24 protein-coding genes are annotated in these 22,315 nt (G+C 72.3%); 16 read left to right on the top strand and 8 right to left on the bottom strand.

The window, feature by feature from the left end; translation table 11 throughout:
* Positions 1 to 50: 50 nt before the first annotated feature.
* Together AB0B39_RS28430 and AB0B39_RS28425 are read left to right on the top strand one after the other, a co-directional pair.
* Positions 51 to 1,463, top strand: a complete 1,413-nt coding sequence (locus AB0B39_RS28430; protein ID WP_357575846.1) for an OFA family MFS transporter — start codon at positions 51 to 53, stop codon at positions 1,461 to 1,463.
* Positions 1,460 to 1,585: a hypothetical protein gene (locus tag AB0B39_RS28425; RefSeq protein ID WP_255473694.1), complete on the top strand. Its 126-nt coding sequence runs from the start codon at positions 1,460 to 1,462 to the stop codon at positions 1,583 to 1,585. The genes AB0B39_RS28430 and AB0B39_RS28425 overlap by 4 nt, the downstream gene beginning before the upstream one ends.
* A gap of 34 nt (positions 1,586 to 1,619) precedes the next feature.
* On the opposite strand, the gene AB0B39_RS28420 is transcribed toward AB0B39_RS28425, so the two are convergent.
* A complete protein-coding gene (locus AB0B39_RS28420) occupies positions 1,620 to 2,348 on the bottom strand; it encodes an SDR family oxidoreductase (RefSeq protein WP_357575845.1) in 729 nt (242 codons plus the stop codon).
* A 78-nt stretch (positions 2,349 to 2,426) separates the two neighbouring features.
* Here AB0B39_RS28420 and AB0B39_RS28415 point away from each other — a divergent pair, with 78 nt between their 5' ends.
* The 7 genes from AB0B39_RS28415 (at position 2,427) to AB0B39_RS28385 (ending at position 8,026) form a co-directional block, all read left to right on the top strand.
* Positions 2,427 to 3,260, top strand: coding sequence for a patatin-like phospholipase family protein (locus tag AB0B39_RS28415; RefSeq protein ID WP_357490515.1), 834 nt, complete (start codon positions 2,427 to 2,429; stop codon positions 3,258 to 3,260).
* Positions 3,261 to 3,305: 45 nt separating this feature from the next.
* Positions 3,306 to 3,767, top strand: a complete 462-nt coding sequence (locus AB0B39_RS28410; protein WP_355068063.1) for a peroxiredoxin — start codon at positions 3,306 to 3,308, stop codon at positions 3,765 to 3,767.
* Positions 3,768 to 3,841: 74 nt separating this feature from the next.
* Positions 3,842 to 4,528, top strand: coding sequence for a hypothetical protein (locus tag AB0B39_RS28405; RefSeq protein ID WP_357490512.1), 687 nt, complete (start codon positions 3,842 to 3,844; stop codon positions 4,526 to 4,528).
* Positions 4,529 to 4,657: 129 nt separating this feature from the next.
* Complete coding sequence (locus tag AB0B39_RS28400; RefSeq protein WP_234586242.1) at positions 4,658 to 4,927, top strand: metal-sensitive transcriptional regulator; 270 nt, start codon at positions 4,658 to 4,660, stop codon at positions 4,925 to 4,927.
* A 245-nt stretch (positions 4,928 to 5,172) separates the two neighbouring features.
* Positions 5,173 to 6,567, top strand: coding sequence for an MBL fold metallo-hydrolase (locus tag AB0B39_RS28395; RefSeq protein ID WP_357575844.1), 1,395 nt, complete (start codon positions 5,173 to 5,175; stop codon positions 6,565 to 6,567).
* 24 nt (positions 6,568 to 6,591) lie between these two features.
* Complete coding sequence (locus tag AB0B39_RS28390) at positions 6,592 to 7,182, top strand: rhodanese-like domain-containing protein (RefSeq protein ID WP_357490509.1); 591 nt, start codon at positions 6,592 to 6,594, stop codon at positions 7,180 to 7,182.
* 67 nt (positions 7,183 to 7,249) lie between these two features.
* Positions 7,250 to 8,026, top strand: a complete 777-nt coding sequence (locus AB0B39_RS28385) for a sulfite exporter TauE/SafE family protein (RefSeq protein ID WP_357575843.1) — start codon at positions 7,250 to 7,252, stop codon at positions 8,024 to 8,026.
* A 166-nt stretch (positions 8,027 to 8,192) separates the two neighbouring features.
* Here the strand turns inward: AB0B39_RS28385 and AB0B39_RS28380 are convergent, their stop codons facing one another.
* A complete protein-coding gene (locus AB0B39_RS28380) occupies positions 8,193 to 8,645 on the bottom strand; it encodes a MarR family transcriptional regulator (RefSeq protein ID WP_357575842.1) in 453 nt (150 codons plus the stop codon).
* Positions 8,646 to 8,740: 95 nt separating this feature from the next.
* Between AB0B39_RS28380 and AB0B39_RS28375 the strand changes: the two genes are divergently transcribed.
* A complete protein-coding gene (locus tag AB0B39_RS28375) occupies positions 8,741 to 9,175 on the top strand; it encodes a hypothetical protein (protein ID WP_357490504.1) in 435 nt (144 codons plus the stop codon).
* 27 nt (positions 9,176 to 9,202) lie between these two features.
* Here the strand turns inward: AB0B39_RS28375 and AB0B39_RS28370 are convergent, their stop codons facing one another.
* The 3 genes from AB0B39_RS28370 to AB0B39_RS28360 all read right to left on the bottom strand — a co-directional run bounded on the left by AB0B39_RS28370 (position 9,203) and on the right by AB0B39_RS28360 (position 12,990).
* Positions 9,203 to 10,396, bottom strand: coding sequence for a GNAT family N-acetyltransferase (locus AB0B39_RS28370; RefSeq protein WP_357490503.1), 1,194 nt, complete (start codon positions 10,394 to 10,396; stop codon positions 9,203 to 9,205).
* Between the two features lie 165 nt (positions 10,397 to 10,561).
* Positions 10,562 to 11,560, bottom strand: a complete 999-nt coding sequence (gene cydB / locus AB0B39_RS28365) for a cytochrome d ubiquinol oxidase subunit II (RefSeq protein WP_357575841.1) — start codon at positions 11,558 to 11,560, stop codon at positions 10,562 to 10,564.
* Between the two features lie 14 nt (positions 11,561 to 11,574).
* A complete protein-coding gene (locus AB0B39_RS28360; RefSeq protein ID WP_357575840.1) occupies positions 11,575 to 12,990 on the bottom strand; it encodes a cytochrome ubiquinol oxidase subunit I in 1,416 nt (471 codons plus the stop codon).
* 174 nt (positions 12,991 to 13,164) lie between these two features.
* Here AB0B39_RS28360 and AB0B39_RS28355 point away from each other — a divergent pair, with 174 nt between their 5' ends.
* The 5 genes from AB0B39_RS28355 to AB0B39_RS28335 all read left to right on the top strand — a co-directional run bounded on the left by AB0B39_RS28355 (position 13,165) and on the right by AB0B39_RS28335 (position 17,642).
* Positions 13,165 to 13,938: a lysophospholipid acyltransferase family protein gene (locus AB0B39_RS28355; protein ID WP_234586340.1), complete on the top strand. Its 774-nt coding sequence runs from the start codon at positions 13,165 to 13,167 to the stop codon at positions 13,936 to 13,938.
* Positions 13,939 to 14,019: 81 nt separating this feature from the next.
* Entirely contained in the window at positions 14,020 to 14,604 is a 585-nt protein-coding gene (locus AB0B39_RS28350; RefSeq protein WP_357490500.1) for a TetR/AcrR family transcriptional regulator, read from the top strand.
* Positions 14,605 to 14,692: 88 nt separating this feature from the next.
* Positions 14,693 to 15,460: a glycerophosphodiester phosphodiesterase gene (locus AB0B39_RS28345; protein ID WP_234586267.1), complete on the top strand. Its 768-nt coding sequence runs from the start codon at positions 14,693 to 14,695 to the stop codon at positions 15,458 to 15,460.
* A gap of 17 nt (positions 15,461 to 15,477) precedes the next feature.
* Positions 15,478 to 16,869 (top strand): MFS transporter, encoded by a 1,392-nt coding sequence (locus AB0B39_RS28340; protein ID WP_234586269.1) that lies wholly within the window; start codon positions 15,478 to 15,480, stop codon positions 16,867 to 16,869.
* Positions 16,870 to 17,033: 164 nt separating this feature from the next.
* Positions 17,034 to 17,642: a thymidine kinase gene (locus tag AB0B39_RS28335; RefSeq protein ID WP_357490628.1), complete on the top strand. Its 609-nt coding sequence runs from the start codon at positions 17,034 to 17,036 to the stop codon at positions 17,640 to 17,642.
* Here the strand turns inward: AB0B39_RS28335 and AB0B39_RS28330 are convergent.
* The 3 genes from AB0B39_RS28330 to AB0B39_RS28320 are packed head-to-tail and all read right to left on the bottom strand — an operon-like array spanning position 17,609 to position 20,398.
* Complete coding sequence (locus AB0B39_RS28330) at positions 17,609 to 18,760, bottom strand: low temperature requirement protein A (RefSeq protein WP_357490497.1); 1,152 nt, start codon at positions 18,758 to 18,760, stop codon at positions 17,609 to 17,611. The two genes, AB0B39_RS28335 and AB0B39_RS28330, sit on opposite strands and share 34 nt — an antisense overlap.
* Before the next feature lie 47 nt (positions 18,761 to 18,807).
* Positions 18,808 to 20,001 carry a low temperature requirement protein A gene (locus tag AB0B39_RS28325; RefSeq protein WP_357575839.1) on the bottom strand — a complete coding sequence of 398 codons (1,194 nt, stop codon included), beginning with the start codon at positions 19,999 to 20,001 and terminating at the stop codon, positions 18,808 to 18,810.
* Positions 19,988 to 20,398: a hypothetical protein gene (locus tag AB0B39_RS28320; protein WP_357490626.1), complete on the bottom strand. Its 411-nt coding sequence runs from the start codon at positions 20,396 to 20,398 to the stop codon at positions 19,988 to 19,990. Before AB0B39_RS28320 ends, AB0B39_RS28325 begins: the two co-directional genes overlap by 14 nt.
* Before the next feature lie 183 nt (positions 20,399 to 20,581).
* On the opposite strand from AB0B39_RS28320, the gene AB0B39_RS28315 reads away from it, so the two are divergent.
* Positions 20,582 to 22,285, top strand: a complete 1,704-nt coding sequence (locus tag AB0B39_RS28315) for an acyl-CoA dehydrogenase family protein (RefSeq protein ID WP_357575838.1) — start codon at positions 20,582 to 20,584, stop codon at positions 22,283 to 22,285.
* Positions 22,286 to 22,315 lie beyond the last annotated feature (30 nt).

Genomic DNA, 22,315 nt, shown 5'->3' with positions numbered 1-22,315 from the left:
ATGTGGGCATGTGGGGGTGTCTCACGTCCTCGTCGGAGAGGAAGCAGCGCATGCTTTCCGCACTCGATCGTCGGCACACCGTCGCGCCGCCCGGCTACAGCCGGTGGCTCATTCCCCCGGCGGCGTTGGCCATCCATCTCTGCATCGGCCAGGTCTACGCCACAAGCGTCTACAAGAACTCGTTGATCGCCCACTTCGACACCGGTCAGACCGCGATCGGGGTGATCTTCAGCATCGCGATCGTGATGCTGGGGTTGTCCGCTGCGGTGGCGGGGACGTGGGTGGAGGCGAACGGGCCGCGTAAGGCCATGTTCGTCTCGGCCTGTTTCTGGGCGACGGGCTTTCTGGTCGGGTCGCTGGGCATCGCCACGAAGCAGCTGTGGCTGCTGTATGTGGGTTACGGCCTGCTCGGCGGCATCGGTCTGGGCATCGGGTACATCTCCCCCGTCTCGACGCTGATCAAGTGGTTCCCGGACCGGCCGGGCCTGGCCACCGGTCTGGCGATCATGGGGTTCGGTGGTGGCGCGATGGTGGCCTCTCCCCTGTCGCGTCAGCTTTTGTCGTTCTACGACAGCGGTTACGACCCGTCCAACGCGGGCTCGACGGCGTCGGGCAGCGCGTTGGTGTGGCTGTTCGTGACGCTCGGCCTGGGCTACTTCGTGATCATGATGTTCGGTGTGGCGAACGTGCGGGTGCCGGCCGACGGGTGGCGTCCGGCCGGGTTCGATCCGGCGGCGGTGGCGGCGAAGCCGCTGGTGACCACGGCGAACGTGTCGGCGGCGAACGCGGTGAAGACCCGTTCGTTCTGGCTGCTGTGGGTGGTGCTGTTCTGCAACGTCACTGCCGGCATCGGCATCCTGGAGCAGGCCAGCCCGATGATCCAGGACTTCTTCCGGGACAACGGCACGTCGGCGGTGTCGGTGGCGGCGGCCGGCGGGTTCGTGGGTCTGCTGTCGCTGTTCAACATGGCGGGCCGCTTCGTGTGGTCGTCGACGTCGGACGTCATCGGCCGCAAGCCGATCTACCTGGTGTACCTGGGTGTGGGCATGGTGCTGTACACGCTGCTGGCCGTGTTCGGGCAGACCGCGACGGCGCTGTTCGTGCTGTTCGCCTGCGTGATCCTGTCGTTCTACGGCGGCGGGTTCGCCACCGCGCCGGCGTACCTGCGGGATCTGTTCGGGACGTACCAGGTGGGTGCGATCCACGGGCGGCTGCTGACCGCCTGGTCGGCGGCGGGGATCGCGGGGCCGCTGATCGTGAACGGGTTCCTCGACGCGCAGGGCAAGCCGGGCACGTTGACGGCGGCGGCGTACCGGCCGGCGCTGTTCACGATGGTGGGTGTCCTGGCGGTGGGCTTCGTGGCGAACCTGCTGGTGCGGCCGGTGCCGCAGCGCTATCACGAACCGGCGGCGGAGCAGGACGTGGACGGGGACGCGACGGTCGAGAGGAGTGGTACGCGATGAGTGACGACGGTCGGCACGGGCAGCAGGCCCGGTTGTGGATTTCCTGGCTGGTGGTGGCGGTGCTGCTCGGCTACGGGGTCGTGCAGACGGTGATCACGGCGGCGAAGCTGTTCACGCACTGAGCGCTGTGAGCCGGGGCGCGCGCCGCGTCCCGGCTCACAGGCCGCCGGAGACGCGCAGGACCGTGCCGGTGGCGTAGGAGGCGTCCGGGCCGAGCAGCCAGGCGATGGCTGCGGCGATCTCGTCGGGTTCGCCGGCGCGGCCCAACGGGATGCGGCCGGCGGCGCTGTCGGCGCGGTCGGGTACGCCGGAGGTGGCGTGGATGTCGGTGCGCACGAGGCCGGGGGCGACGCCGTTGACGCGGATGCCGCGCGGGGCGAGTTCCTTGGCCAGGCCCACGGTGAGGGTGTCGGTGGCGGCCTTCACGGCGGCGTAGTGCACGTACTCCCCCGGGCTGCCGAGGGTCGCGGCGGCGGAGGACACGTTGACGATGGCGCCGCCGTCGGTGAGGCGGCGGGCGGCCTGCTGGGCGCAGAGGACGTACCCGATGAGGTTGACGTCGACGACGTGGCGCAGGTCGTCGACGCGCAACTCGGTGAACGGGCCGATGAGGCTGGTGACGCCGGCGTTGTTGACCAGGCCGGTGAGCGGGCCGAGCTGCGCGGCGGCGTCGAACAGGGCGGCGACCTGGTCGGGGTCGGTGGTGTCGGCGCGTACGGCGATGGCCTGCGCGCCGGCGGCGTGCAGGTCGGCCAGGACGGTCGCGGCTGCGGTGTCGTCGCGGCGGTAGCACAGGGCGAGGTGGTGGCCGGCGGTGGCGAGGCGGCGGGCGGTGGCCGCGCCGATGCCGCGACCGCCGCCGGTGATGACGGTGACGGGTGCCACGATGCCTCCGGGACTGTCGGGTGGGGTGAGCCGACGCTACCGTGACCGGCGCGGGTCAGTCGTCGTAAGGAGGGTCACATGCGGCGGGCGTTGGTGCTCGGTGGTGGCGGGGTGACCGGGGTGGCGTGGGAGTTGGGCCTGCTGGCCGGGTTGGCCGAGCGGGGCGTGGCGGTCACCGAGGCGGATCTGGTGGTGGGCACGTCGGCGGGTTCGGTGGTCGGCGCGCAGGTGCGTTCCGGGGTGCCGCTGCGCCGGTTGTACGAGGAGCAGTTGGCCCCGCCCACGGGCGAGGTGGCGGCGCGGTTGGGGTTCTGGGCGGTGGCGCGGCTGGTGTGGGCCGGTGGTCGTACGCGGGACGCGGCGCGGTCGAGGGCGCGGATCGGGGCGATGGCGGTGGCGGCGCGTACCCCGTCTGAGGCGTCGCGGCGGGCGGTGATCGAGGCCCGCCTGCCGGCGCGGGAGTGGCCGGCGCGGCGGCTGCTGGTGACGGCTGTCGACGCGGCGTCGGGTGAGTTCGTGGTGTTCGACGGCGCCGACGGGGTGTCGTTGGTGGACGCGGTGGGTGCGAGCTGCGCGGTGCCCGGGGTGTGGCCGCCGGTGACGATCGGGGCGCGTCGTTTCGTCGACGGTGGGATGCGCTCGTCGGTGAACGCGGACCTGGCGGCGGGCGCGCGGCGGGTGCTGGTCCTCGCGCCGACGTCGGCGGCGTTCGGGCCGATGCCACGGTTGGCGGCGCAGGTGGCCGAGCTGCGCTCGGGCGGGTCGCAGGTGGTGGTGGTGACGCCGGACGCGGCGGCGCGCGCGGCGATCGGGCGCAACGTGCTGGATCCGGCGCGGCGGGCCGGCGCGGCGCGGGCGGGGTGGGCGCAGGCCGCGACGGTGGCCGACGAGGTGCTGGCGCTCTGGGTCTGATCGCTTACGCTCACCGCGCGTTCGATCGGACAACGGAGGTGCGCGGTGGCGGGTGTGGGTGTCGGCGATGTGGTGCAGGATTTCGAGCTGCCGGATGAGACGGGCACGCCGCGGCGGCTGTCGGAGTTCCTGGCGACCGGGCCGGTGGTGCTGTTCTTCTATCCGGCGGCGATGACCCGGGGGTGCACGGCGGAGAGCTGTCACTTCCGGGACCTGGGCGCGGAGTTCACGGCGTTGGGCGCGTCGCGGGTGGGCATCAGTCGGGATCCGGTGGCGAAGCAGGCGGAGTTCTCGACGCTGCACGGTTTCGACTATCCGTTGCTGTCGGACGCCGACGGGACGGTGGCGCAGGCGTTCGGGGTGAAGCGGCGGGTGCCGCTGGGGCCGCTGAGCACGAAGCGGATGACGTTCGTCATCGGCGCCGACCGGCGGGTCATCGAGGTGATCCACAGTGAGGTCAGCATGAACGACCACGCGGACCGGGCGCTGCGGGCGTTGGGCGGCTGAACCCCCTTGCGGCGGCTGTCGCAGCCGACTGGTATCAAGACAGCAATCAAACAGGTGTACGGAAGAGGGTTGTGATGGATGCCGGCCAGGGTTTGTCCACTGACGAGGTGCAGAGCATCCGGGAGGCGTTGGCAGCCGGTCGTAAGCCGCGGGTGGTGTTCACCGCGGCGGCGGGGCAGATCGCCGGTCAGGTCGGCCAGGTGGTCGAGCTGACCGATCCCGAGGTGTCCGACGAGTTCGTGGTGGTGCGGTTCGGTCGTGACGAGTTGCCGTTCTCCCCTGCCGATCTGGCGGTGGCGCCCAAGGGCGCGGGTCGTCGGGTGGCGGAGCCGAAACCGGAGCCCGAGCCGGAGCCGGCGGCGGTGGCCGCGCCGGAGTTCGTGTTGGACACGCCGCGGGTGCCCGCGCCGCGACAGGAGGAGCCGAAGGTGGAGCAGACGGAGAAGCCCACGCCGGCCCGGCGGGCGGTCAAGGCCGCCAAGCCCAAGAGCCCCGCGGGCCTGACGGTGACCCTGGCGTACGCCGACGGCGAGTGGACGGTTGCCGCGCAGCAGGGCAGCAAGGCTCTCGCGAAGCCGTACGTGGTGAAGCCGGCCGAGGCGTTGAAGATGGTGGCGCTGGTGGACGTGCCGGGTGTGCAGGAGGCGGTGGAGCAGATCCTGGGCGCCGAGCGGGCCGAGGCCGAGCAGCAGGCGGAGAAGCTGCGCGCGGAGCTGGCCGAGATCGAGGCCCGGTTGGCGGAGCTGCGCGAGGCGAGCTGAGGCTGTCCGCCGGGGCCAGGGTGGCAGTTGCGGTGTAGGTCACCATGGACCTGGCGGATACCCCAGGGGGTATAGTGGTCCCGTGATGCCGGGTACCCCCCGGGGTATGCTTGCGGTGGAGGTGGCCTGATGGAGATGAGCCCGGTCCTGCTCAAGGACGCGTTGACCCGTTTGAAGCGGGCGCAGGGGCAGCTTGGCGCGGTGATTTCGATGATCGAGAACGGTGAGGACTGCAAGCGGGTGCTCACCCAGTTGTCCGCGGTGTCCAGTGCCGTCGACCGGGCCGGCTTCAAAATCATCGCCACGGGGATGCGGGAGTGCCAGAGCGCCCGCGAGCGTGGCGAGGAGCCGCCCATGAGCGAGGAAGAGCTCGAGAAGTTGTTCCTGTCGCTGTCCTGATTCCGACCCCTCGCCTCCCCTGTCGCACGACACGGGAGGCGGGGGCTGGATTCCTGTCATGGCCGCATCATGCCTTTCATATACCCCCCGGGGTATTTACCTGATGGAGTTTTTCAGTGACTTCGAGTGAGATTTCCGTCGGTCGACTGACGTCAAGCGGCGTCGCCGACGTGCCGCTCGATCGTTGGGCCGGCCACCCGGTCGAGAACAGTCGCTGATCCGCACCCACAAGCGAGGAGATGATGATGACTGAGGTGAGCGTGGAGGTCGTACAGACCTCGTCCCTGGGAGACCGCAGCTACCTGGCCCACGACGGACAGGTCGCGATCGTGGTCGACCCGCAGCGCGACATCGACCGGATCCTGGCTCTCGCGGGCCGGCTCGGTGTGCGGATCACGCACGTCGCCGAGACCCACCTGCACAACGACTACGTCTCCGGCGGCCTGGCCCTGGCGAAGCTGACCGGCGCGCAGTACCTGGTCGCCGCCGACGACGAGGTCGGCTTCGACCGGCGGCCGGTTGCGGACGGCGACGAGATCGGCGTCTCGGCGGCCATGCGGCTGCGGGTGGTCGCCACCCCCGGGCACACCTTCCACCACCTGTCCTACGTGCTCGACGACACCGGCGAGCCGGTCGGGGTGTTCACCGGCGGATCGCTGCTGTTCGGCACCACCGGGCGCACCGACCTGCTCGGCAAGCAGCACGCCCACACCCTCGCCGAGCACCAGCACGCCTCCGCCCGCCGGCTGGCGGACCTGCTGCCCGACGGCGCGCAGGTGTGGCCCACCCACGGATTCGGCAGTTTCTGCTCCGCCACCCAGGCCGACGCACCGGAGTCCACGATCGGCCGGGAACGCACCGCCAACCCGGCCCTGCGCCTGGAGACCGACGACTTCGTCCGCGAGACCCTGGCCGGACTCGACGCCTACCCGGCGTACTACGCGCACATGGGCACCCGCAACACCGCAGGCGCCGACCTGATCGACCTCACCCCGATCGCCGCCGCCGACCCGGCCGAACTCGCGGCCCGGATCGAGGCCGGCGAGTGGGTGGTCGACCTGCGCTCCCGCAGAGCGTTCGCGCACCGGCACCTCACCGGCACCCTGAGCTTCGGCCTGGACGGACCGATGTCCACCTGGCTCGGCTGGATGGCACCGTGGGGCACGCCGATCACCCTGCTCGGCGACAGCGAACAGCAGGTCGCCGACGCCCAACGCGAACTGGCCCGCATCGGCATCGACCGGCCCGCCGCCGCGGCCACCGGCGGCTACGAGCAGTGGGCCGGCGGCGACGAAACCCGCCTCGCCCACCTCACCACCGCCACCTTCGCCGACCTCGCCGCGGCCCGCGCCAGCACCCCGTCGCACGGGCTGCCCGAGGTCGGCGTGCTGCTCGACGTGCGGATGAGCAACGAGTGGCGCACCGACCACATCGACGGCGCCGTGCACATCCCGCTGCCCGACCTGCCCGCCCGGCTCGCCGACGTGCCCCCGGGCACCGTCTGGGTGCACTGCGGCTCCGGCTACCGCGCCGCAGCCGCCACCAGCCTGCTGCAACGCGCAGGCCGCCACGTCGTGCACATCGACGACGCCTACACCGACGCCGCCGGCGCCGGCCTGCCCATCGTCTCCGGCAACTGACACCGAACAGGAGCACGTCACCCCATGCCCACCCCGCCGACCGGCACCCCAGCCGCCCTCGACGTCTCCGCCCTGCGACACCTGCTCGCCACCGGCCACGCGCCACGGCTGATCGACGTGCGCACCCCGGCCGAGTTCGAGACCGCGCACATCCCCGGCTCCTACAACGTGCCCCTCGATCTGCTGCGCGAGCACCGCGCCGAACTGCGCGACCACCTCGACGAGGAGGTCGTGCTGGTGTGCCGCTCCGGGCAGCGCGCCGGCCAGGCCGAACAAGCGCTGGCCGGGGCGGGTCTGCCGAACCTGCGAGTGCTCACCGGCGGCATCACCGCCTGGCAGGGCGCCCACGCACCAGTCACCACCGGCACCCCGCGCTGGGACCTGGAACGCCAGGTCCGCCTCGTCGCCGGCAGCATCGTGCTGCTCGCCGTGCTCGCCAGCACACTGTTCGCCCCGCTGAAGTGGGTGGCCGCGTTCATCGGTGCCGGGCTGACGGTCGCCGCGCTGACCAACACCTGCGCCATGGGCATGATGCTGGCCAAACTGCCGTACAACCGGGGCCCGCGCACCGACCTCGACCAGGTCGTCACCGCGTTGACCGGCGATCGGCGGTAGCCGTCGTGCCAGGTCACCCCACTCGGCTCCGACCCTCGGGTGCGGGCCGGCCGATCCGGAGCCGGCGGTGATCGCCGCGATCGGGTTCGGCACGCTCATCGGGATCCTGCTCGGCCTGCTCGGCGGCGGCGGCTCGATCCTCGCCGTACCCGCCCTGGTCTACGGCACCGGCTTGCCCCTCGCCGTGGCCGTACCCACCTCCCTGCTGGTGGTCGGCGTCTCCGCGGCCGCCGCCCTGCTCGTGCGGCTGCGGGCCGGCCTCGTCCGGTGGCGCATCGCCGGCATCGTCGGCGGCGCCGGCGCCGCCGCCGCGTTCGGCGGCGCCGCGATCAACCGGCTGCTCGAACCCCGCCTCGTCCTGATCGGCTTCGCCGCCCTGATGGTGCTCGCCGGATGGCGGATGCTGGCCGGCACCGGCGACGCCGGCGGCGACTGCGCCCTGCCCGGCGGCGGCATCAACTGGCGCGGCTGCCTTCCGAAGTCCGTCGCCGCCGGCCTCGGGGTCGGCTTCCTCACCGGCCTGTTCGGGGTCGGCGGCGGCTTCCTCATCATCCCCGCCCTGGTGCTGCTGCTCGGCCTGAGCCTGCCCGCCGCGACCGCCACCTCACTGGTCATCATCGTGGTCAACTCCGCCGCCGGGTTCGCAGCCCACGCCGGCGACGCCACCATCGACTACCGCATCGTCGCGGCGTTCACCCTCGCCGCCATCGCCGGCTCCCTCGCCGCCGGGCGCATCGCGCCCCGGCTGCCCACCCGGTGGCTGCACCACGCCTTCGCCTGGCTCGTCTTCGCCATCGCCGCCTTCGTCGCCATCCAGGCAGTCATCAACCCCGTCACCGCCTGACCGGCCCCACCACAGCTACCCCCATCACGACCCTCCGGCGGCGGCCGTGGGTCGTCCATCGCCGGGCCGCGGTGCTGAAGGCCGCCCTGCGCGTGTGCCACGTTGTCGTCGGTCTGGAAACGACGGCTGGGCCGGTGGGGGTGGGCCGGCCGTGGCGGTGTCGGGGTCAGTGGCCGCCGTGGTGCTCGAGCAGTCGGGTGAGCAGGCGGGTCAGCTGGTCGCGTTCGGCGCTGGTCAGGGGTGCCAGCAGGTCGTCCTGCACGCGGGCGACGGTGTCGGCCATCCGGTGGGCTTCGTCGGCGCCGGCCTCGGTGAGGCTGATGACGTTGCGGCGGCGGTCGTCCGGGTCGGGGGCGCGCACCACGAGTCCCCGGCCGGCCAGGTCGTTGACGGCGGCCACCACGTCGCTGCGGTCGATGCCGCAGCGGCGTCCCAGGTCGGCTTGGCTCGCGGGTCCGCTCTCGGTCAGCGCGGCGAGGAGCCGGTAGTGGTAGCCGCGCAGGTCGTGCGTGGCGAAGCCGGCGCTGATGAGCCGGCCGGCGTGGGTGGCGACCTGGTTGAGCAGCCAGCTCGGGGTGGTCCGCAGCCCGGCGGGTGACTGCGGGGCGGTGGCGTCCATGGCGGCAGCCTACCAGCAATCGTTGGCACGACCCACGAATCGTGTTACGTTGGCTTCACCAACGTTGGTGAAGCCAACGTTTCAAAGGAGGCATCGTGTCCACTCTCAACGGTCAGGTCATCGGCCAGGCCCACTTCGCCACCCGGGCCCTGCTCGAACGCGCCGTCGCGCCCCTGGGCGTCGACTTCGGCCAGGTCCTCACGCTCAACGCCCTCGCCGCCGGCCCCGTCGCCCGCACGCGTCTCGTGCAGCGCATCGCCACCACCCGCAAGGTCGACGAGTCCGCCGTGCACGAGATGATCGCCAGCCTCGTCGACGCCGACCTGGCGCGGCTCGACGACACCGCCGACGACCCGCAGGTGCGGCTCACCGACGCCGGCCACGCCGCGCAGGCCCACGTCGCCGACGCCGTCGGGGGCATCACCGCCCGGCTGTACGGGGACCTCCCGGCCGCCGAGGCCGACGCCGCCGCCCGCGTCCTCACGCTCATCACCGAGCGGGCCAACGCCGAACTGGCGGGCATCGCCTGACGCCGAAAAGCGGTGCCGCGCGGGCGGTCAGAAGTAGTCGAGCAGCTGCGCCGGACCGCCAGCGCCCAACAGGTCCAGGGCCGCCGGATCGACACCGCCGGGGTGGTGCAGCAGACCGGCCTGCGCGACCGAGCGGGCGTGCGCCGCCCCGGCGTACAGCAGCGCGAACCCGCGGACGTCCAGCCGCAGGTCCGCCTCGCCGTCGATCCGGGTCAGCTCGGCGGCGCCGTCGGCGACAGCCAACCGCCATGCGCCGGTGTTCCAGTCGGCGAGCGGGTCGGTGAGGTGAAAGTCGACGGCGCCCCGGACATGGGCGGGCCAGCCCCGCGCGCTCACCGCGCGGGCCACGTCCACCGGCCGGTGCATCCACAGGTCCCGCTCGTGATCGCGGGCCGCCTCCAACGGCAGGTGGGCGCTGACGGCGTCGCCGTCGAGCGGGCACAGCCGCAGCGTCGGCGCGACGCTGGCCCAACTGCCCAGCACACCGACGAGTTCCCGGGCCGCGTCGGCGGTGACGGCCAGGGCCTCGTCGACGGTGAGCACCGAGTCGGCGCCGTAGCCGCGGCCCCGCTGCCAGGTGGCGTAGCCGACCAGGTCGCCATCGGCCTCGACGAGGGTCACACCGTCGCCGGGCAGCTCCCCCGTGGCGTTGAAGTGGTCGTACAGCTTCCCCTGGCGCGTCAGCATGCCGTTGCGGTGCCGGGTGACCCGCTCGTACAGGTCGGCGACGGCGGCCAGGTCGGCGGGCGTGCCGGCCCGCACGCTCAGGTGGGCGGCGGGCCGGTGCCGGGGCAGCGCGGCGGTGGCGAGGTTGACGGTGCGCAGCACCCCGGCGGCCTCCCAGCCGCAGGAGCGGTAGGGGGCGGCGATGGTCGGGTACAGGGCGCTGACCGCCGCGCCGCGTTCGTGGGCGCCGGCCAGCAGGGCGGTGAGCAGGGCACGGGCCACGCCCCGGCCCCGGGCCTCGGGGGCGACAGCCACCCCGGCGACGTCGGCCGCCGGTACGGCCCGACCGGACCACCACTGGTCGTGGTGCAGGTCGACGGCCTTGCCGACGAGGCGACCGGCGTCGTCGAACGCGCCGTGGCGGGTCATGCCGGGCACCACGACGCTCGTACTGGCGGGACGCTCCGGGTTGCCGCCGAACGCGAACCGGCTCAACTCCCAGGCGGCGTCGAGGTCGTCGGTGGTGAGTTCACGCACGTGCACAGTGGCGGGCATCGGGACAACCTAGCGGCACGGGTCCGCGCGGACCGCCGATTTTCCGGCACCGGCCGCGCGGCCGGCGTCGATCACGGAGTTGTGGTGGGTGACGAAGCTGCCTTCACTGCCCAAGTCGGGCACCACTACTTCATGATCGACGCCGGCGGTGTGCGCCTCGGCCGGTCAGTGCTGCGGGATGTTGGCCACCCCGATGCGCTTGCGGAACACCCAGTACGTCCACCCCTGGTAGGCCAGCACGATCGGGGTGAAGATCACCGCCACCCACGTCATGATCTTCAGGGTGTACGGGGTGGAGGCGGCGTTGGTGGTGGTCAGCGTGCCCGCCGCGTCCAGCGTGGACGGCATGACGTTCGGGAACAACGCCGCAAACAGGGTCGCCACGGCCAGGCCGATCGCCACCGCGGTGCCGGTGAAGGCCCAGCCCTCCCGGCGTACCCGGGCGGCGGCCAGAGCGCCGAGCAGGGCGAGGGCCGCGCCGACGGCGAGCACGACGGCGGCCGCGCTGGAGCGGATGTTCAACGTCCAGACCAGGAACCCGACCGCGAGCACCGCGGCGCCCGCGCCCAGGCGCACCGCGAGGGCGCCCGCGCGCTCGCGGATGTCGCCGGTGGTCTTGAGGGCGAGGAACACCGCGCCGTGGGTGAGGAACAGCGCGAGGGTGGTCGCGCCACCCAGCAGGGCGTACGGGTTGAGCAGGTCCAGCAGGCCGCCGACGTACTCGTGGTCGGCGTCCAGCGGCACGCCGCGCAGGATGTTGGCGAAGGCGACGCCCCACAGGATCGCCGGCACGAGCGACCCGACCACGATCGCGGTGTCCCAGCGGCGCTTCCAGGACGCCTCGGGGCGCTTGTGCCGGTACTCGAAGGCAACCCCCCGGGCGATCAGGGCCAGCAGGATCAGCAGCAGCGGCAGGTAGAAGCCGGAGAACAGGGTGGCGTACCACTCGGGGAACGCGGCGAACATGGCGCCGCCGGCGGTGATCAGCCAGACCTCGTTGCCGTCCCAGACCGGGCCGATGGTGTTGATCAGGACGCGGCGCTCCCGGTCGTCACGGCCGAGCACGGGCAGCAGCATGCCGACGCCGAAGTCGAAGCCCTCCAGGATGAAGTAGCCGGTGAACAGCACGGCGACGAGGAGAAACCAGATGGTGGTCAGGTCCACGATGGGCTCCGGGATCAGTAGGCGAAGGCGAGCGGGCGCTCGGCGTCGTCATGGGTGTCGTCGATGGGGTGCTCCTCGTTGACGTCGGGCACTCCGGCCCTGGCGTAGCGCAGCAGCAACTTGACCTCGATCACCGCGAGGGTGGCGTAGATCAGCGTGAAGGCGGTGAACGAGGTGAGCACCTCGGCCAGCGAGACGCTGCGGGACACGCCGTTGCGGGTGAGCATCTCGCCGAACACGATCCACGGCTGGCGGCCCATCTCGGTGAAGATCCAGCCGAAGGAGTTGGCCAGCAGCGGCAGCACCGGCATGGCCAGTCCGGCGCGCAGCAGCCACTTGCTGCTCGGGGTGCGGCCCTTGCGCTGGCTCCAGAGCACCAGCAGGGCGATCGCGGCGGCCGCCATCCCGAAGGCGATCATGAAGCGGAAGCTCCAGTAGGTGACCGGGATGATCGGGGTGTAGCTGCCCGCGCCGTACTGGGTGGCGTACTGGGCCTGCAGGTCGTTGATGCCGTGCACGGTGCCGTTCGGGTCGCCGGTGCCCAGGTACGACAGCAGGTACGGGATCTTGAGGGCGAACACCTCGCGGCTGCCGTCGAGGCTGCCGATGGTGAGTACGGAGAACGAGGCGGGGCTCTCGGTGGTGTAGAGGCCCTCGGCGGCGGCCATCTTCATCGGCTGCACGTCCGTCATGATCTTGCCCTGGATGTCGCCGGTGAACAGCACGGCGGCGGAGGCGACCAGGACGACCCAGGAGCCGAACTTGGTGGCGAAGCGGTACGCGCCGGTGTCGGCGGAGTCGCGGTTGCGGATCACGTGGTACAGGCCGACCGCCACGACCAGCGACCCGGCGACCAGGAATGAGCCGGCCAGGGTGTGCGGAAAGGTGATCAGGGCGACCTTGTTGGTCAAAACGGCCGGGAAGTCGGTCAGCTCGGCACGCCCGCTGTCCGGGTTGATCCGGAAGCCGACCGGGTTCTGCATGAACGAGTTCGCCGCGAGGATGAAGTACGCGGACAGGTTGGTGCCGATCGCGGCGGCCCAGATGCTGGCCAGGTGGGCGCGCTTGGGCAGCCGGTCCCAGCCGAAGATCCACAGGCCGATGAAGGTGGATTCGAGGAAGAACGCGACAAGCGCCTCGATCGCGAGGGGGGCGCCGAAGATGTCGCCGACGAAGCGGGAGTAGTCGCTCCAGTTCATGCCGAACTGGAACTCCTGCACGATGCCCGTGACCACGCCCATCGCGAAGTTGATCAGGAAGAGCTTGCCGTAGAACTTGGTGAGCTTGAGGTAGCGCTCGTTGCCGGTGCGGTGCCACATCGTCTGCAGGATGGCCACCAGCACGGACAGGCCGATGGTCAGCGGCACGAAGAGAAAGTGGTAGACGGTCGTGACACCGAACTGCCACCGGGCGACGTCCAACGCGTCCACCTGTTACCCCCAGCTATGCGTACTACGAGACGTAGTAAATACTACTGCTCGTCGTAGAGAATGCGGCAGGGCCGGGCGGCCCAAAGCGGCCCGGGACCAATGACCCTGATCACCCCGGGCATCCGGCCGACCCGCCCGCGCCACCGGGCCGTCGCGTGCGACGATGGCGCGCTGATGAACACCGCGCACTCCCCCTGGCAGCCGCCACTGATCTGGCGTGCGGCCCTCGTGCTGGCCCGCGTCCTGGTCGGCCTGCTCGCCCGCCTCGAGGTCACCGGCGACGTCCCCGCGCACCTGCGCCGCGGCCCGCTCGTGCTGGCCGCCAACCACATCAGCCCGTTCGACCCCGTGGTGATGATCGCCGCCTGCCAGAACCGCGGCGTCGCCCCACGGATCATGGCGACCGCCGGACTGTTCCGCGCCCCGGTGCTCGGAGCCGCCATGCGCCACGCCGGGCACATCCGGGTCGACCGGGGCACCAGCGCCGTGCACCGGGCCCTCGACGACGCCGCCACCGCCGTGGCGGCGGGCTCGGTGATCCTCATCTACCCCGAGGGACGCATCGGCCTGGACCCCGGCATGTGGCCCGAACGCGGCAAGACCGGTGTCGCCCGACTCGCCCTGGCCTGTGGCGCCCCCGTCATCCCGGTGGCCCAGTGGGGCGCGCACGAGGTGCTGCCCTACCGGGCGCCCAAGGGAATGCTGCGCGGCGTCGCCCGCGCGCTGTGGCGCCGCCCGGTGATCCGGGTGCACTTCGGCACGCCCGTCGACCTGGGCGAGGTGAGCGCCGTGAACCCCGGTGCCGCCCGCCGGGCCACCGACCGGATCATCGACGCGCTCACCGACGCCCTCGCGCCGCTGCGCCCCGACGAACCCGACCTGCCTCGGCACGTCGACCCCGGCCGCCCGAGCGACCCCAGTCGCGCGCACCGCCGCCGGTTGGGCTGAGCGCGGCGTCGTCGACGCGGCCGTGCACTGTGACGCCTGACAATTTGAGCGATTGTCGGAAACTTGTCTACGATGTCTACCGTGGACACGCTGGAACTGCTGCACGAGAACCCGAAGCACAATGCCGTCTTGGAGGCGGCGGTCGCCGTGTTCGGACGGTTCGGATTCCAGAAGGCCTCCATGGAGGCGGTCGCCAGAGCCGCCGGCATCTCCCGACCCGGCCTCTACCTGATGTTCCCCAACAAGGAGCAGTTGTACCGCGCCACCATGCAGGGCGTCCTGGAGCGGGCCCAGCGGGCCATGCAAGCGCGCCTGGCCGACCAGTCGCTGAGCTTCGACGAGCGGATCGTGGCGGGAATCGACGCGCTGATGGGTCCGTACATCGAAAACCCGGTGGCCCGCGACCTCAACGAACTGCTGGAGAACAGCCGGTCCCAACTGGGCTCGATGCTCGACGACTACGAGAGCAAGGCACAGGCCACGCTGAGCGCCTACATTGCCGAACACGCCCCACCCGGCCTGCTCGAGGCCGACCTCACCGCGCACGACGTGATGGACCTGCTGCTGTCCGCCGCGATCACCTGGAAGGCGACCTCCAGCAGCCGGGACCAGTACCGCGACCGGATCCGCCGCAGCCTGCGACTGATCCACCGCCCGGCGCGCTGAGCGCTGGCGCGGGGCCGGACGACCACCGACCGACGAATGTCGCCGGCAGGCCACCGCAGGTCCACCGGCGGCAGGCATACTGCCTCGCGTGCTGAACCGATTCGGCTTCCTGGACGCGCCCGCGCCGCTGGCGTTCGCCCACCGCGGCGGCGCGGCCGACGGCGACGAGAACACCACCGAGGCGTTCGCCCGGGCCATCGGGCTGGGCTACCGGTACGTGGAGACCGACGTGCACGCCACCGCCGACGGCGTCGCGGTGATCTTCCACGACCCGACGCTTGAGCGCGTCACCGGCGAGCCGGGGCGCATCGCCGAGATGAGCTGGGCCGACCTCGCCTCGGTACGCGTCGGCGGCGCGGCCGTCGTACCCCGGCTCGACGAGGTGCTGGGCGCCTGGCCGCAGGTCCGCTTCAACATCGACGTCAAGGCCGACGGCGGCGTCGCGCCGACGGTCGCGACGGTGACCCGGGCAGGCGCCGCCGACCGGGTGCTGCTCGCCTCGTTCAGCGACGCCCGCCTGATGCGGCTGCGGGCTCTGACCGAGGGCCGTGTCGCCACCAGCCTCGGCATGCGCGGCGTGGCCCGGCTGCGGCTCGCCTCCCTGCACGGAAGGCCACTGCGACTGCCGCCGTCGGTGGTCGCCGCGCAGGTGCCACCCCGTTACGGGCGGGTGCCGGTGGTGGACCGCCGTTTCCTCGACTACTGCCACCGACTCGGCCTGCAGGTGCACGTCTGGACGATCGACGAACCCGACCAGATGCACGACTTACTGGATCGTGGTGTGGATGGCATCATGACCGATCACGTCGGCGTGCTGCGCGACGTCTACCGCAGCCGCGGCCACTGGGCCGCCTGAGCGTCGAAGGACCTTCGATGGCCGAGACCGTGACCCCCACGGTGGACGACACCCCGCCCCCGGCGAGCACCCGCCGGGAGCGGCGCGGCTGGTACATCTACGACTGGGCGAACTCGGCGTTCCAGACCACGGTGATCACCGTGTTCCTCGGCCCGTTCCTGACCACCGTCGCCGAGCTGGCCGCCGGCTGCGAGCTGGGCGCGGACACCTGCGACGGGTACGTGCACCCGCTGGGCATCCGGGTGGCGGCCGGGTCCTACTACCCGTACCTGATCTCGCTGTCGGTGTTCCTGACCGTGTTCGTGCTGCCGGTCATCGGGGCGATCGCCGACCGGTCCGCGCACAAGAAGCGGCTGCTCGGCGGTGCCGCGTTCACCGGCGCCGCCGCGACCATCGCGATGGCCTTCGTCACCGGCGACCGCTACCTGCTCGGCGGGGCGCTGTTCCTGATCGCCAACATCTCCTTCGGCGCCGCGATCGTGGTCTACAACTCGTTCCTGCCGCAGCTCGGCGGCCCCGACGAACGCGACGGCATCTCCAGCCGCGGCTGGGCGCTGGGCTACCTGGGCGGTGGCGTGCTGCTGGCGCTGAACCTGGTCGCGGTCACCCTGCTCAGCGAGGACGACAACCCGCAGCGCACCCTCGACCTGGCCCGCTGGTCGATCGTCTCCGCAGGGGTGTGGTGGGCGGTGTTCACGCTGGTGCCCCTGCGGTGGCTGCGCGAACGCCCCAGCGCGGCGGCCCTGGTGGCGCGCGGCAACGTGCTCACCGACGGGTTCCGGCAGCTCGGCCACACCCTGCGCGAGGTCAAGGCGTACCCGCTGACGTTGTTCTTCCTGCTCGCGTTCCTGGTCTACAACGACGGCATCCAGACCGTCATCACCCTCGCCAGCCAGTACGGCACCGAGGAGCTGCGCCTGGAGCAGGGCACCCTGATCGTCACGATCCTGCTGGTGCAGTTCCTCGCCTTCGGGGGCGCGTTGGGCCTCGGCGCCCTGGCCCGGCGCATCGGCGCGTGGAAGACCGTGCTGCTCAGCCTGGTGCTGTGGACCGGTGTGATCCTCGGCGCGTTCCGGCTGCCGGCCGAGGCGCCGGTGCCGTTCATGATCCTCGGCGCGGCCATCGGCCTGGTCCTGGGCGGCAGCCAGGCGCTGAGCCGTTCGCTGTTCAGCCAGCTCATCCCCGCCGGCAAGGAGGGCGAGTACTACGGCTTCTACGAAATCAGCGACAAGGGCACCAGCTGGCTCGGCCCGCTCGCGTTCGGCCTGGTGTTCCAGCTCACCGCCTCGTACCGGGTGGGCCTGGTCTCACTGCTGATCTTCTTCGTGGTCGGGTTCCTGCTCCTGGCCGCCGTGCCGATCCGGCGGGCCATCGTCGCCGCCGGCAACACCCCACCCCGGGTGCTCTGAGCACCCGTCCCGCACCGGACAGATCCGGGTCGGTCGATCGGCTAGGCTGCCCGACCGTGACTCACGACGCCGCTGCCGCACCGACCTGCCTGGCCCACCCGTTCCCCGGCCAGCCGCACGCTCCGGCGGGGTGCGCGGCGGCGCGGGGGCTCGACGGGCGGCCGGTGCACGCGGCGGCGTTGAAGTTCTTCTGGGGGCCGATGGACTGCGGCAAGTCCACCATGGCGTTGCAGATGAACTACAACCACGCCCGGCAGGGCCGGCGCGGGCTGGTCACCACCCGCATCGACAGGTCGCTGGGCCCGCAGGTCACCACCCGCATCGGCCTGGCCCACGAGGCCATCGAGGTCACCGACGACCTGGACCTGCGGGCTCTCGTGCGGGGCCGGTGGGCCGACGGGGTACGCGTCGACTACCTGATCTGCGACGAGGCCTGCTTCTACACCGTGGAGCACGTCGAGCAGATGGCCGAGCTGGTGGACAGCTACGACGTGGACGTGTTCGCGTTCGGCCTCGCCACCGACTTCCGGTCCCGCGTGTTCCCCGCCGCGCAGCGCCTGTTCGAGCTGGCCGACGAGGTGGCCCGCATCCAGGTCGAGGTGCTGTGCTGGTGCGGCCGGGAAGGGCTGCTCAACGCGCGCGTCGTGGACGGGCGGGTGGTGCGCGAGGGCGCGCAGGTCGTCATCGGCGACACCGTGGAGACCGCCGACGTGCGCTACCAGGTGCTGTGCCGCCGGCACTACCGCAGCGGTGACCTCGGCCCCCGCGACTGAGACGCCCGCCGACCCGACATCCAGTCGGCCACGATCACCGCGACGGTGACCAGCAGCGCCGCGCCGGCGGCCACCGCGACCTGCGTGCCCAGCGCGACCGCTGCGGGGATCAACGCGAGCAGCACCAGCGTCGCCGTGACCCGGCCCGCCACCCCGGCGAAGCCCAGCACCATCTGGTAGGCGGCGTGCCCAGCCAGGAACAACGCCGGGCCGCCGAGGACGACAAGCGCGTCCGCCCACCCGAGGGCGTGACCGGGGGCGTGCAGCAGCCGTTCGTCGCCGACCGCGGTGACCACGATGCCGCCCACCATCACCGGGTGCAGGTAGTTGAACACCAGCCGCGACAGTCGCCCGGCCCGCTCACCCGCATCGGCCAGGGCCCGCATGACGGCGTCCGCCCGGTCGAAGTACACCCACCACAGGGCCACCGACCCGGCGAAGGCGAGCAGGAACGCGAAGACGCCCACCCGGTCCAGGCGCTGCGTCAGCGTCCCCCCGGTGACGAGGATCGACTCCCCCAGCGCGATGAGGACGAACGCCTGACAGCGCTCGGCGAGGTGCCCACCCTCCACCTGCCAGCGTTCGGGGGTGCTGCGGCCCAGACCGGGCACCGGGAACCCGGTCGCCAGCCCGAGCGCGTCGACGGCGATCACGCCGATCCAGATCAGCTCCCGGGCCGGGCTCTGCGTCAGGCCGCCGACGAGGGCCAACACTCCGGTGGCGGTGATCCAGACGACGCACTGGCGGAAACTGTCACTGACCCACCGTTGACCACGGATGGCCCACATGGCGAAGAGCGTCCGACCGATCTGCACCGCCGCGTACGCGCCGGCGAAGAGCAGTCCGTCGCCACCGAACGCGGTGGGCAGCGCCGCCGCGAGCAGCAGACTGCCCAGCGTCACCACCAGCAGCGTGGCGCGTACCGGCGCCCGGTCCGGGCGCAGCCAGTTGCCCATCCAGACGGTGTAGATCCAGACCAGCCAGACGATGCCCAGCAACACCGCGGTACGTCCGACGCCCGGCCAGTCGAGGTGCTCGCTGAGGTACCGGGACAACTGGGTGATCGTGAAGACGTAGACCAGGTCGAAGAAGAGTTCGGTGGACGTGGTCCGCTCCACACCGCGACGCGGCCGCAGCAACCGCGGGTGGACCGGCCCGGAGCGGGTCACGGCGCAGCCCGCCGTACCCGGAGCCGGTCGGCGATGATCACGGCGACGGTCACCGCCACCGCCGCCGTGGCGCACGCCGCGACGGGCGCCGCCAGGGCCACACCGACAGGTATCGCGGCCAGCAGCACCAGCACCGCGGCGATCCGGCTGCTCGGCACCGCCCGCCACAGCACCGCCTTGTAGGCGGCGTGCCCGGCGAGAAACAGCGCCGGGCCGCCCAGGATGAACAGGGCGTCGACGGTGGTGGCCGCCGCGCCGGGGGCGCGCAGCAGCCGCTCGTCGCCCGCCGAGGTGACGACGATGCCGGCGACCATCACCGGGTGCAGGTAGTTGAACGCGAGCCGACTCAGCGCCCCGGTACGCGTGCCGGCGCGGGCGATGACCTCCGTCGCGGCCGAGGCCGACCGGGCGAAGTACACCCACCACAGCGCCACCGAACCCGCGAACGCCACCACGAACGCCCCCGACGTCACCAGGTTCACGTGCGACGTGAGGGTGCTGCCGGTGACCAGGATCGACTCGCCGAGCGCGATCAGGACGAACGCCGCGCAGCGTTCGGCCAGGTGCCCACCCTCCACCATCCACCGCTCGGGGCGGCTGCGTTCCCGCCCTGGCAGCGGGTAGCCGATCGACAGGCCGACGACATCGAGCACGATCACCGCCGCCCACACCACCTCGCGGGCCGGGGTGTCCACCAAGCCGCCGACCACCACGAGCACCGACGTGGCGCCGATCCACGGCAGCGACTTCTGGAACCCGTCGACAAGCCACGGGCTGCCCTGCGTCGCCCACAACGCGAACATGGTCCGGCCCACCTGCACGCTCACGTAGACCACCGCGAAGAGCAGGCCGGTCCCGGCGAACGCCTGCGGGATCGCCGCCGACAGCAGCAGGCTGCCCAACGTCACGCCGATCAGCATCGCCCGCACCGGGCCCTGGTCCGGTTGCAGCCAGTTGGTCACCCAGGTGGTGTAGACCCAGACGAACCAGACCAGCGCCAGCAGCAGCGCGGTACGGGCGGCGCCACGCCAGTCCGGGTGCTCGATCAGGTAGTGCGACACCTGCGTGATCGTGAAGATGAAGACCAGGTCGAAGAACAGCTCGGTCGAGGTGGTCGGCTCGACCCCCTGCCGCCCGCGCAGCAACCGGGGATGCGTCAGGTCGGCGACCGGCGGCTCAGAAGGGGTCACCGCACACCCGCCAGTCGCCGTTCTCACGGACCACCGGCAGTCGGCGTTCCTCAGTGATGCCGCCGTCGCGGGTCAACCGCACCGTCACCGTGCCGCGCGGTCGCCCGCCCTTGGTGGCCACCGACACGTCGGTGATCTCGTAGTCGGTCACCATCGGTGGCGTCCGCACCCAGCTGGTGAACCCGATGGCGCTCCACCGGGTCCGCGCGTCCGAGCAGAGCTTCTCGTACGCCTGGTCGCTGTCGCCGAGAGTCACCTCGCTCAGGAAACCGTCGGCGGTCTCCCGGATCGGGCCGGCGGCCTGCCGCACCGTCTGCAGGTTCCACGCCCCCAGCCCGGCCACCCCGACGCAGCACAGCGCCATGCCGAACCCGGCGAACGCCAGCCCGGTGCGCATCGGGCGGTGCCGCCGGGCCGGTCGGCTCCACGACTGGCCGGCACCCACGACTACCGACCGTAGAGAACACCGTCGCGGTGAGGCAGGACAAGCGGGAAACTGGGTGCGCCCGAGGCACTGTTCGCGGCGGCGACGCATCGTCTACCGTCGGCGCACACCCCCAGCAGCGCCAGGAGTCGATCGATGAGCCGCTTCGTCCAGCCGGTACCACCCCCCGCCGACCCGTACGCCGGGGACGCCCTGCTGCGATCCTGGCTGGAGCGTCACCTCGGCCCGGCCGGACACGCGGCCGCCAAGAGTCGCCTCGCCGACCTGGCCGCCGAGGTCACCGGGCCGCTGCGCGCGGCGCACGCCGACGCCGAGGCGCACCCGCCGACGCTGGTCCGCTACGACCCGTGGGGCGCGCGGATCGACCGGATCGAGGTGTCCGCCGGCTGGCAGGCGCAGCGGGCCGCCGCCGCCCGGCACGCCGTGGTGGCGCTGCCCTACCTGCCCGACGCGCGGGGCACCTGGGGCGCCGCCGCACGGGTCGTGCAACACGCGCTGCTGCACCTGTACGGGCCGGAGTCGGCGACGTTCTCCTGCCCGGTGGCGATGGCCGACGGGGCGGCGGCGCTGCTGAGCATGCCGGACGTCGACGCCGGGATCCGCGACGCGTGGCTGCCCCGGCTGATCTCCACGGACCCGGCCACGGCGATCACCAGTGGGCAGTGGATGACCGAGGCGCAGGGCGGCTCGGACCTGGGCCGATCGAGCACGGTGGGCCGGCCGGCGGCGGACGGGTCCTGGCGGCTGACCGGCGAGAAGTGGTTCTGCTCCGCCGCCGACGCGGCGATGGCTGTCGCGCTGGCCCGCCCCGACGGCGCCGGTCGGGGCAGCCGGGTGCTCGCCCCGTTCCTCGTCCCCCGGTACGCGGTCGACTCGCCGCTGGCCATCGGCGCGGCGCCGGACGCGCCCGCCCCCGGCGTGACAGTGCACCGGCTCAAGGACAAGCTCGGCACCCGGGCGCTGCCGACCGCCGAGATCGGCCTGCACGACGCGTACGCGCTGCCGTTGGGTGACCCGGCGGTGCCCGGCCTGGTCCGGGCGATGACCCTGGTCGTGGTGACCCGGGTGCACAACGCCGCCGCCGCGGCCGGCGGAATGCGACGGGGGCTCGCCTACGCCCGCGCGTACGCCGACGCGCGGCACGTGGCGGGCGGCGCGTTGGCGTCCTCGCCGTTGCACCGCGCCACGCTGGGCACCCTCGCGGTCGACGCGGCGGGCGCGTTCGCCCTCGCGGGACACGCGTTCGCGCTGCTCGGGCGGGTCGAGGTCGGCGCCGACCCGCAAGCCGCCGCGGAGCTGCGCATCGTGGCGCCACTGGCGAAGCTGGCCACCGGTCGGCTCGCCGTCAGCTCGGCCAGTGAGTACGTGGAGAGCTTCGGCGGCGCGGGCTACGTGGAGGACACTGGCGTGCCCCGGCTGCTGCGCGACGCGCAGGTGCTGCCGATCTGGGAGGGCACCACAAACGTGTTGGCCCTGGACGTGCTGCGCGCGCTGAGCCGCGAGGACGCCGGGACGCCCCTGCTGAGCCGCCTCGGCGCCGCCGTCGACCTGGCCCGGCCGCTGTCGCCCGCGCTGGCCGACACCCTCGCCGGGGCCGCCGGGCAGCTGCGCGACACCATCGCGGCGGTGACGGCCGACCCGGGCGCGGCGGCGGTGCTCGCGGGCGCTCGCGGCCTGGCGCTGCGCCTGGCGTACGCGCTGACCGCCGCCCTGCTCGTGGAGCACGCCGCGTGGGGTGACGAGCAGGCGGAGCTGGCCGCCCGGCTGTGGGCGCGGCGGTGGCTGCGGCACGAGGACATCGCCGAGGACGCCCACCACCACCTGGACCTGCTCTGCTGAGCGTCGCCAGGCCTAAATCGAGGAACCGCC

This window comes from Micromonospora sp. NPDC049114 (genome assembly GCF_040648635.1).
Taxonomy (GTDB): Bacteria; Actinomycetota; Actinomycetes; order Mycobacteriales; family Micromonosporaceae; genus Micromonospora.
This window is presented reverse-complemented; position numbering and strand designations above follow the sequence as displayed.

Excerpts from the sequence above, each read along its gene's own strand:
- AB0B39_RS28415 (WP_357490515.1), top strand. The coding sequence starts at position 2,427 with ATGCGGCGGGCGTTGGTGCTCGGTGGTGGCGGGGTGACCGGGGTGGCG.
- AB0B39_RS28405 (WP_357490512.1), top strand. The coding sequence starts at position 3,842 with ATGGATGCCGGCCAGGGTTTGTCCACTGACGAGGTGCAGAGCATCCGG.
- AB0B39_RS28390 (WP_357490509.1), top strand. The coding sequence starts at position 6,592 with ATGCCCACCCCGCCGACCGGCACCCCAGCCGCCCTCGACGTCTCCGCC.
- AB0B39_RS28380 (WP_357575842.1), bottom strand. The coding sequence starts at position 8,645 with ATGGACGCCACCGCCCCGCAGTCACCCGCCGGGCTGCGGACCACCCCG.
- AB0B39_RS28355 (WP_234586340.1), top strand. The coding sequence starts at position 13,165 with ATGAACACCGCGCACTCCCCCTGGCAGCCGCCACTGATCTGGCGTGCG.
- AB0B39_RS28370 (WP_357490503.1), bottom strand. The coding sequence starts at position 10,396 with ATGCCCGCCACTGTGCACGTGCGTGAACTCACCACCGACGACCTCGAC.
- AB0B39_RS28430 (WP_357575846.1), top strand. The coding sequence starts at position 51 with ATGCTTTCCGCACTCGATCGTCGGCACACCGTCGCGCCGCCCGGCTAC.
- AB0B39_RS28315 (WP_357575838.1), top strand. The coding sequence starts at position 20,582 with ATGAGCCGCTTCGTCCAGCCGGTACCACCCCCCGCCGACCCGTACGCC.
- AB0B39_RS28340 (WP_234586269.1), top strand. The coding sequence starts at position 15,478 with ATGGCCGAGACCGTGACCCCCACGGTGGACGACACCCCGCCCCCGGCG.
- AB0B39_RS28395 (WP_357575844.1), top strand. The coding sequence starts at position 5,173 with ATGACTGAGGTGAGCGTGGAGGTCGTACAGACCTCGTCCCTGGGAGAC.
- AB0B39_RS28400 (WP_234586242.1), top strand. The coding sequence starts at position 4,658 with ATGGAGATGAGCCCGGTCCTGCTCAAGGACGCGTTGACCCGTTTGAAG.
- AB0B39_RS28320 (WP_357490626.1), bottom strand. The coding sequence starts at position 20,398 with ATGCGCACCGGGCTGGCGTTCGCCGGGTTCGGCATGGCGCTGTGCTGC.
- AB0B39_RS28425 (WP_255473694.1), top strand. The coding sequence starts at position 1,460 with ATGAGTGACGACGGTCGGCACGGGCAGCAGGCCCGGTTGTGGATTTCC.